The sequence below is a fragment of the Burkholderia sp. KCJ3K979 genome, assembly GCF_016759955.1.
GTDB classification, from domain to species: Bacteria; Pseudomonadota; Gammaproteobacteria; order Burkholderiales; family Burkholderiaceae; genus Burkholderia; species Burkholderia orbicola.
The window spans coordinates 1-8447 of record NZ_JACFYV010000260.1; the positions used below are offsets into that span (position 1 = coordinate 1).

General features: G+C 68.5%; 8 protein-coding genes. All 8 read left to right on the forward strand.

The window, feature by feature from the left end:
- Nucleotides 1-539: NAD(P)/FAD-dependent oxidoreductase (locus H3O04_RS31570; protein ID WP_202589186.1), on the forward strand; the 539-nt coding region annotated here is incomplete at its 5' end.
- A gap of 23 nt (nt 540-562) precedes the next feature.
- Nucleotides 563-1018, forward strand: coding sequence for a helix-turn-helix domain-containing protein (locus H3O04_RS31575; protein WP_202589187.1), 456 nt, complete (start codon nt 563-565; stop codon nt 1016-1018).
- Between the two features lie 119 nt (nt 1019-1137).
- Complete coding sequence (locus H3O04_RS31580) at nt 1138-1872, forward strand: cupin domain-containing protein (protein WP_202589188.1); 735 nt, start codon at nt 1138-1140, stop codon at nt 1870-1872.
- Nucleotides 1873-1874: 2 nt separating this feature from the next.
- Complete coding sequence (locus H3O04_RS31585) at nt 1875-3200, forward strand: NAD(P)/FAD-dependent oxidoreductase (protein ID WP_012336799.1); 1326 nt, start codon at nt 1875-1877, stop codon at nt 3198-3200.
- Between the two features lie 147 nt (nt 3201-3347).
- Entirely contained in the window at nt 3348-4625 is a 1278-nt protein-coding gene (locus H3O04_RS31590; protein ID WP_202589189.1) for an NAD(P)/FAD-dependent oxidoreductase, read from the forward strand.
- Nucleotides 4622-6079 (forward strand): aldehyde dehydrogenase family protein, encoded by a 1458-nt coding sequence (locus H3O04_RS31595; RefSeq protein ID WP_202589190.1) that lies wholly within the window; start codon nt 4622-4624, stop codon nt 6077-6079. The genes H3O04_RS31590 and H3O04_RS31595 overlap by 4 nt, the downstream gene beginning before the upstream one ends.
- A 65-nt stretch (nt 6080-6144) precedes the next feature.
- Complete coding sequence (locus tag H3O04_RS31600) at nt 6145-7332, forward strand: M20 aminoacylase family protein (RefSeq protein ID WP_023474560.1); 1188 nt, start codon at nt 6145-6147, stop codon at nt 7330-7332.
- A 194-nt stretch (nt 7333-7526) separates the two neighbouring features.
- On the forward strand, nt 7527-8429 hold the full coding sequence (locus H3O04_RS31605; RefSeq protein WP_124476484.1) for a GNAT family N-acetyltransferase: 903 nt from the start codon (nt 7527-7529) through the stop codon (nt 8427-8429).
- Nucleotides 8430-8447 lie beyond the last annotated feature (18 nt).

Here is an 8447-nt window from a genome sequence, read left to right on the forward strand (position 1 = left end):
GGCGACGCATCGCGCCGGTCGGCAGCTTCATCGTCGTGACCGAGCCGCTGCCCGACTTGCAGTTGAACCGGCTGTTTCCGCATCGCCGTGCGTACGTGACGTCGCGCCAGATCGGCAACTACTTCCGCGTGACGCCCGACAACCGGCTGCTGTTCGGCGGCCGCGCGCGTTTCGCGATGTCGAGCCCGCGCTCCGATGCGAAGAGCGGCGACATCCTGCGCGCCGGCATGGCCGGCTATTTCCCCGAGCTGGCCAACGTGCGCCTCGACTACTGCTGGGGCGGGCTGGTCGACATCACCGCCGACCGGCTGCCGCGCGCGGGCCAGCACGACGGACTCTATTACTCGATGGGCTACAGCGGTCACGGCGTGCAGATGTCGGTGCACATGGGCCGCGTGATGGCCGACGTGCTGTATGGCGCGGCCGCGTCGAACCCGTGGCGCGAGCTCGAATGGCCGGCGATACCGGGCCATTTCGGACACGCGTGGTTCCTGCCGCTCGTCGGCGCGTATTACCGGATGCAGGATTTCCTGCATTGAAGCGAGCGCCGGGAGAACTCGATATGACAGTGCAATTCGTTGGCTCGCCGCGTGTCGCGCGGCCCGTCTCGCCGCGTGTCGCGCGGCCCGTCTCGCCGGCGATCGGCGACGTGCTGCGCACGATCGACGCGTCGTTCGCGCAGCCGCTGAACCTCGACACGCTCGCGGCGGTGGCCGGCTTGAGCGTGTCGCGTTTCACCGCGCGCTTTCGCAGCGAAACCGGGCTGTCGCCGCACCGGTATCTGTGTCTCGTGCGGATACGGCGGGCGCAGGACCTGTTGCGCGCCGGTCTCGCGCCGTCGGTCGTCGCGACCGACGTCGGCTTCTTCGATCAGAGCCATCTGTGCCGGCATTTCCGGCGCGTGCTCGGGATCACGCCGCGCGATTACGTGGTTGCCCGAACCGGCGGCGTACCGGTACGAACGCCGTCGGCGCGCCTGCGCACCGAACGCCGCGAAGCGTCGTGCCACGCGGCGTAAGCGCACGCATGGACGACATGCCCCGCCGAGGATGTCCGGCAGAAGAGCCGGCGAACGACGATTTCCGATATCGCGTGACGGCGTTGAACCAGGCCGCCACGCACCGCACAGGAGCAGAAATGACCGCAGTTTTCGTGTTGCACCGGGCCGACGGCGCACCGTCTTCCACCGCATTCCGCCAGCAGGCGTTCGGCGCGAGCGATCCGTTCGCGTCGCATCGCGAGATCGCGTGGGAAGGCCCCGACGCGATGGCCGCGGGGCGTATCCGCTTCGCCGGCGAGCTGGACGTGTCGAGCTTTCCGCACATCGAAACCCTCGTCGTCGTCGAAGGCGAGCTGACGCTCGAAGCGGCCGGGGCCGCACCGCTGGTGGTCGGCCCGGGGCAAGGCGCCGTGATCGGCTGCGGCACCGCGCTGCGCATCGTCGCGCCATCGCCCGTGCTGCTGACGTTCTGCTCGGCAGCGTGCGAGACACCGACGAAGCAAGGCGTCGTTGCGCTGTACGCCGACGCGGATTTCAAGCCGTCCGCCACGCTGCCGGCCGAGGTATTGCTCGGCCCTGCGCCGCAATGCCGCAGCGACAACGTGTTCACCGACGACGCAGCCGGATACTGCGCGGGCACGTGGGATTCGACACCGTATCACCGGATCGTCCGGCCGCATCGCGCCAACGAGTTCATGTTCCTGCTGGACGGCGGCGTCCGCTTCGCGGCGCCCGACGGCAGCGTGCAGTCGGTCGGTGCCGGCGATGCGCTGTTCGTGCCGCGCGGCGCGTCGATCGGGTGGGAAAGCAGCGAACGCGTGGCGAAGTTCTACGTGATGCAGAACGTCAAACCTTCCACCGAACGAGACTGAGCATGTCCCCTCCGCTGCGCCATATCGAAACCTTGTCCACGCCGCCGGCCGCGGCCGACGTCGTCGTGATCGGCGGCGGCATCATCGGCGTCTTCACCGCCTACTATCTGGCCCGGCGCGGGCTGTCGGTCGCGCTCGTCGAGAAGGGGCGCATCGGCGCCGAACAGTCGAGCCGCAACTGGGGCTGGTGCCGGCAGCAGAACCGCGATGCGCGCGAGTTGCCGATGGCGAGCAAGAGCATCGATCTGTGGGAACGATTCGCTGCCGAATCCGGAGAAGACACGGGCTTTCATCGCTGCGGGCTGCTGTATCTCAGCAATGACGAAGCCGAGCTGTCCCGCTGGGCCAGTTGGGGCGAATTCGCGAAGACCGCGGGCGTGACCACGTACATGCTCGACAGCAAGCAGGCCGCCGAGCGCGGACGGGCGACGGGGCGGCAGTGGAAGGGCGGCGTCTTCTCGCCGACCGACGGCACGGCCGACCCGGGAAAGGCCGCGCCGGCCGTGGCCGCCGCGCTGATCAAGCTGGGCGGCAGCGTCCACCAGCACTGCGCGGCGCGCGGCATCGAGCTCGAAGGCGGCCGCGTCGCGGGCGTCGTCACCGAAGCGGGCGTCATCAAGACCCGGACGGCGGTGATGGCCGGCGGCGCATGGGCGTCGTCGTTCTGCCGCCAGCTCGGCATCCGGTTTCCGCAGGCGTCGATCCGTCAGTCGATCCTGAGCGTGTCGCCCGTTGACACGCCGCTGCCGGGTGCGATGTATACGTCCGGTGTATCCATTACGCGCCGCTGCGACGGACGCTATGCACTGGCGATCAGCGGCCGCGCGCGCGTGGACCCGACGCCGCAGTTCCTGCGCTTCGCGCCGCAATTCGTGCCGATGTTCGCGAAGCGCTGGCGCAACCTGCTGCCGGGCGGCCTCGAAGGCGTACGCGGCGGTCATGAAACGTTGAAGCGCTGGCGCCTCGATGCGCCGACGCCGATGGAAGCGGTGCGCATTCTCGATCCGAAGCCCGACATGCCGACGGTCGCCGAAACGTACCGCCGCGCGTCCGAACTGTTGCCCGAGCTGCGCGAAGCGACGATCACGCACGCGTGGGCCGGCTTCGTCGACAGCACGCCGGACGGCGTGCCGGGCATCGGCGAAGTGCCGGGCGTGCCGGGGCTGATCCTCGCGGCGGGCTTCTCGGGGCACGGCTTCGGGATCGGCCCGGGCGCCGGGCACCTGATCGCCGATCTCGCGTCCGGTGCGGAGCCGTTCGTGGACCCGACGCCGTACCGGCCCGGCCGGTTCAGCGAGTCCGCCTGGGGCAAGGTCGCGGATTTCTAGTTCTAGTGCAAGGCCGTTACGCGGCCGGGAAGGCAGCCTCTGGACGAGGCGCTTCGATCCGGCTCGTACGCGCGGCGGGGTCGTGCGACGAACGTTCGCCGGCCCGACAGCGCGGTGTGGTGCGGTGCGACAGCTTGGGAGTGCCTGATGCGTTTCAGTTCCTACTGGCTCGATACGTCGGAGCCATTCGCGAGCAGCTCGCCGGAGTTGCGCGACGGAAGTTGCGACGTGGTGGTGGTCGGCGGCGGGATCACCGGTTCGGCCGCCGCACTGGCGCTGGCCAAGAAAGGCGCGCGGGTGATCGTCTGCGAGGCGGGCACCGTCGGGCAGGCGGCGTCCGGGCGCAACGGCGGCATGTGCAACAACGGCTTCGCGCAGGACTACGCATCGCTGTCGCAGCGCATCGGCACGGAGCTGGCCAACCGGCTCTATCGCGCGTTCGATGCGGGCGTCGACACGGTCGAGCGGTTGGTCAGGGAGGAGTCGATCGATTGCGATTTCGTGCGCCGCGGCAAGCTGAAGCTCGCAGCGAAGCCCGAGCACTACGACAAGCTCGTGCGCAGCCAGGCACTGCTCGCGGCGAGTGTGGACCCCGACACGCGCCTGGTCACGAAGGCGGAACTGCGCGACGAGATCGGCTCGGACCGTTATCACGGCGGGCTGCTGTTCGGCAAGAGCGCGGGAATGCATGTCGGCCGTTATGTGCGCGGCCTCGCGCGCGCCGCGCAAGCCCGCGGCGCGCACATGCTCGAACAGGCGCCGGTGCTCGGCCTGCAGCGGCAAGCCGGCGGCGCGTACGCGGTGCAAACACCGCTCGGCGAGATTCGCGCGCGCCAGGTGCTGCTCGCGAGCGGCATTTCGCAGGTCGGGCCGTTCGGCTGGGTGCGCCGCCGGATCGTGCCGGTCGGCGCGTTCATCATCGTCACCGAGCCGTTGCCGAACGACCTGCTCGACCGCTTGCTGCCGACGCGCCGGATGGTCACCGACACGAAGAACTTCGTGAATTTCTTTCGCGCCACGCCCGACAACCGGATGCTGTTCGGCGGGCGCGCGCGTTTTGCCGCGTCGAATCCGCGTTCGGACGAAAAGAGCGGGGCAATCCTGCGGCAGCAGATGGCCGCCGTGTTTCCCGAGCTGGCCGCCGTACGCATCGACTACTGCTGGGGCGGAATGGTCGACATGACGGCCAACCGCCTGCCGCGCGCGGGCGAACGCGACGGCGTGTATTACTCGATGGGCTATAGCGGCCACGGCACGCACATGGCTACGCTGATGGGCACGTTGATGGCCGAGATCATGGACGGACGCGCCGACCTCAACCCATGGAAAGGTTTCGACTGGCCCGCGATTCCGGGCCACTTCGGCAAACCCTGGTTCCTGCCGTTCGTCGGCGCCTGGTATCGACTCAAGGACACGCTGCAATGAATTCCCCTGTTGTTCACCTGATGCAAGCCGGAAGGCTCGATCGCTTCTTCATCGACGGCGACTGGGTGCTGCCTGACGGCGGCGACCGGTTCGCGGTCATCAGCCCGTCCACCGAGGACACGCTGTGCGAGATCCCGCTCGGCAGCGCGCGCGACGCCGACCGCGCGGTGCAGGCCGCGCGCAATGCGTTCGAACGCTGGTCCGCGACGTCGCCGCAGGAACGCGCGGCGCTGCTCGACCGCATCCATGCGTTGATCCTGGAACGCGCCGAGCTGTTCGCCACGGCGCTCGCGCTGGAGATGGGCGCGCCGATCGGCTATGCACGCGGCGCGCATGTACCGCTCGCGGCCGAACACATCCGCGTCGCACGCGACAACCTCGCGAGCTACCCGTTCGTCGAGCGGCGCGGGACGACCGCGGTCGTGCGCGAGCCGATCGGCGTATGCGCGCTGATCACGCCGTGGAACTGGCCGATCTATCAGATCACCGCGAAGGTCGGGCCGGCGCTCGCGGCAGGCTGCACGGTGGTGCTGAAGCCGAGCGAGCTGTCGCCGCTCAGCGCACTGCTGTTCGCGGAAGTGGTCGCCGACGCGGGCGTGCCCGCCGGCGTATTCAACCTCGTGAGCGGCAGCGGCGAAACGGTGGGGGCCGCGCTGTCGTCGCATCCGGAAGTCGACATGGTGTCGATCACCGGATCGACGCGGGCCGGCGTGCTCGTCGCGCAGGCGGCGGCAACGACCGTCAAGCGCGTCGCGCAGGAGCTGGGCGGCAAGTCGCCTAACGTCGTGTTGCCGGATGCGGACCTGTCGCGCGCGATCCCGCCGGGCGTGGCCGCCGCGTTCCGCAACATGGGGCAATCGTGCAGCGCGCCGACCCGCATGATCGTGCCGCGCACCGTGCTCGGCGCGGTCGAGGAACTGGCCGTCGCGGCGATGCAAACGCTCGTCGTCGGCGATCCGTTCGACGAAGCCACGACGCACGGGCCGCTGGCCAATCGCGCGCAGTTCGGCCGGGTCGCGCAGATGATCGACGTGGGCATCGACGAACGCGCGAAGCTGATCGCCGGCGGCCCCGGCCGGCCGGCGGGCCTCGACAAGGGCTTCTATGCGCGGCCGACGATCTTCTCCGACGTGCGCACCGACATGGCGATCGCGCAGCAGGAGATCTTCGGCCCGGTGCTCGCGATCCTGCCTTACGACACCGTGGAAGAAGCGGTCGCGATCGCGAACGACACGGTATACGGGCTCGGCGCGCACGTGCAGGGCACCGACATGGCGCGCGTGCGGGCGGTGGCCGCGCGTATCCGGGCCGGGCAGGTGCATCTGAACTACCCGGCATGGGACCCTCAGGCGCCGTTCGGCGGATACAAGCAGTCGGGCAACGGCCGCGAGTACGGGATCGAAGGAATGGCGGAGTATATGGAGGTCAAGTCTGTCCTGGGCTTTTATGATTGAGGCGGCTGCCGCGCGCGATGCGGCAGTCGTGATTTGAACCGGTTGGCTTTGCAAGGGTGCCGAGATTGGAAAACGCCATCATCCCCGACACGTCGTTGAACGCGCACCGTGCGCACTGGGCGAAGCTGCGCCGCGACCTGCATGCGCATCCCGAGTTGCGATTCGAGGAACACCGGACGGCCGACGTCGTGGCCCGCGAGCTTGAAGCGCTCGGTTACGCGGTGTCGCGCGGGCTGGGTGGCACGGGCGTGGTCGCGAGCCTGGCCGGCGCCGATCCGGGCCGCGGCATCGTGCTGCGCGCCGATCTGGACGCGTTGCCGATCCACGAAGCCAACGACTTCGCGCATGCGTCGTGCTCGCACGGGATCATGCATGCGTGCGGCCATGACGGCCATACCGTGATGTTGCTCGGCGCCGCGCGCGTGCTGAAGGAATTGCCGCAGTTGCCCGGCACCGTCCATTTCGTGTTTCAGCCGGGCGAAGAGGGCGGCGCGGGCGCGCGCAGGATGATCGACGACGGGCTGTTCGAGCAATTCCCGACGGAAGCGGTATTCGGCATGCACAACTGGCCCGGGTTGCCGGCCGGGCATTTCGGGTTGCGCACCGGCGCGATCATGGCCGCCGGCTCGCGCTTCAGGATCACGGTGACGGGCAAGGGCGCGCACGCGGCGCAGCCGCATCTGGGCATCGATCCGGTGCCGCTCGCGTGCTCGATGGTGCTGCAGTGTCAGACCATCGCCGCGCGGCACAAGGACCCCGTCGACCCGGCGGTCATTTCCGTGTGCATGTTTCATGCAGGCACGACGGACAACGTGATTCCCGACACCGCCGAGCTGCGCGGCACGATCCGCACGCTGTCGTCGGCCTTGCAGCAGAAGCTGCAGCGCGACGTGCGGCTCGCGTGCGAAGGGCTCGCGGGGGCCTATGGCGCGCAGGTCGACGTGGAGTTTTTCCAGTACTACCCGGCGACGGTCAACACGCCGGCCGAGACGGCGCTGTGCGAAGCGGTGATTCGCGATACGTTCGGCGACGAGCGCCTGTCTCCCGACGTGCCGCCGAACATGACGTCCGAGGACTTCGGCTTCATGCTGGAGGAGCGGCCGGGCGCTTACGTGCTGATCGGCAATGCGCAGGATGGCGCGGCCTCACCGGCGCTGCATCACCCGAAATACGACTTCAACGACGACATCATTCCGGCCGGCGTCCGGTATTGGGTCGCGTTGGCGCAGCAATACTTCACGCGATCGGCGTGATGCTTCGGAGCGGCGTGGAAACCGGCTGACGTCTGGTTGATCGGGCGTCAGGTCCGGGAACGGCGTGCTTCCTGATCGTCGGGCATTCATGCCAGCCGGGGAGCGCCGTGCAATTTTTAGCCGCTTCGATGTGGTCACTGCGTATTTTTCTGACGTGCCGTGTCGCACGAGAACATCATTTGAAAGGACGCTTGATGAACCAGGAACATGAAGTGAAGGAGCGCGACGCGACGTCGGCGCTTCACTACCGCAGATTCACCGCAGCGGACGTCCCCGCTGCCCATGCGCTTTCCATCGCGCTGCGCTGGCCGTTCCGGGCGGAAGACTGGCAGTTTTCCGCCGACACGTCGATCGCGTTCGCGGCCGAGGAAAACGGCGTGGTCATCGGCACGGCGATGTGCTGGAAGTACGGTGCGGATCGCGCGGCGATCGGGCACGTGATCGTCTCCGACGCGCATCAGGGCCGGGGAATCGGCCGCAAACTGATGGAGACGCTCCTCGATGAGCTGGGGCCGCGCATCACGTTTCTGCACGCGACGCCGGCCGGTCGACCGCTCTACGAGAAACTCGGATTCAACGTGTGCGGATCGCTGAGCCAGTATCAGGGGAACGTGGATCGGCCCGCCGCGGTGGCCGTGCCCGATGGCGAGCGGCTGCGCGCCGGATCGCCGGCCGACTGGCCGCGTCTCGTCGAACTCGACGCGCGTGCGTCGGGCCTCGAGCGCGAAGCGTTGTTGTCCGCGTTGCAGGCGCGGGGAGAAAGCGTCGTGCTCGAACGCGATGGCGAGGTCGTCGGGTTTTCGGTGCTGCGGCGCTTCGGCCGCGGTTACGTGGTCGGCCCGGTGGTTGCGCCGCGTTCGGGCGACGATGCGCATGCGAAGGCGCTGATCGGCTATTGGCTGACGAAACGGGACGGCGAATTCGTGCGGATCGATGTGCCAGACGGGAGCAGTTTGCCGGCGTGGCTGAGCGAACAGGGACTGAAGCAGGTGGATACCTGTTCGAAGATGGTTCGCAATGCGCCGGCCGCGGCACACGAGGGCGCGGCCGACCCGGTAGTCGGGCTGTACGGGCTGGTCAGTCAGGCCATGTTGTAGCGGGCCCGACCTGGTGTC

Coding starts and splice junctions, on each gene's coding strand:
- H3O04_RS31575 (WP_202589187.1), top strand. CDS start 563: ATGACAGTGCAATTCGTTGGCTCGCCGCGTGTCGCGCGGCCCGTCTCG.
- H3O04_RS31580 (WP_202589188.1), top strand. CDS start 1,138: ATGACCGCAGTTTTCGTGTTGCACCGGGCCGACGGCGCACCGTCTTCC.
- H3O04_RS31585 (WP_012336799.1), top strand. CDS start 1,875: ATGTCCCCTCCGCTGCGCCATATCGAAACCTTGTCCACGCCGCCGGCC.
- H3O04_RS31590 (WP_202589189.1), top strand. CDS start 3,348: ATGCGTTTCAGTTCCTACTGGCTCGATACGTCGGAGCCATTCGCGAGC.
- H3O04_RS31595 (WP_202589190.1), top strand. CDS start 4,622: ATGAATTCCCCTGTTGTTCACCTGATGCAAGCCGGAAGGCTCGATCGC.
- H3O04_RS31605 (WP_124476484.1), top strand. CDS start 7,527: ATGAACCAGGAACATGAAGTGAAGGAGCGCGACGCGACGTCGGCGCTT.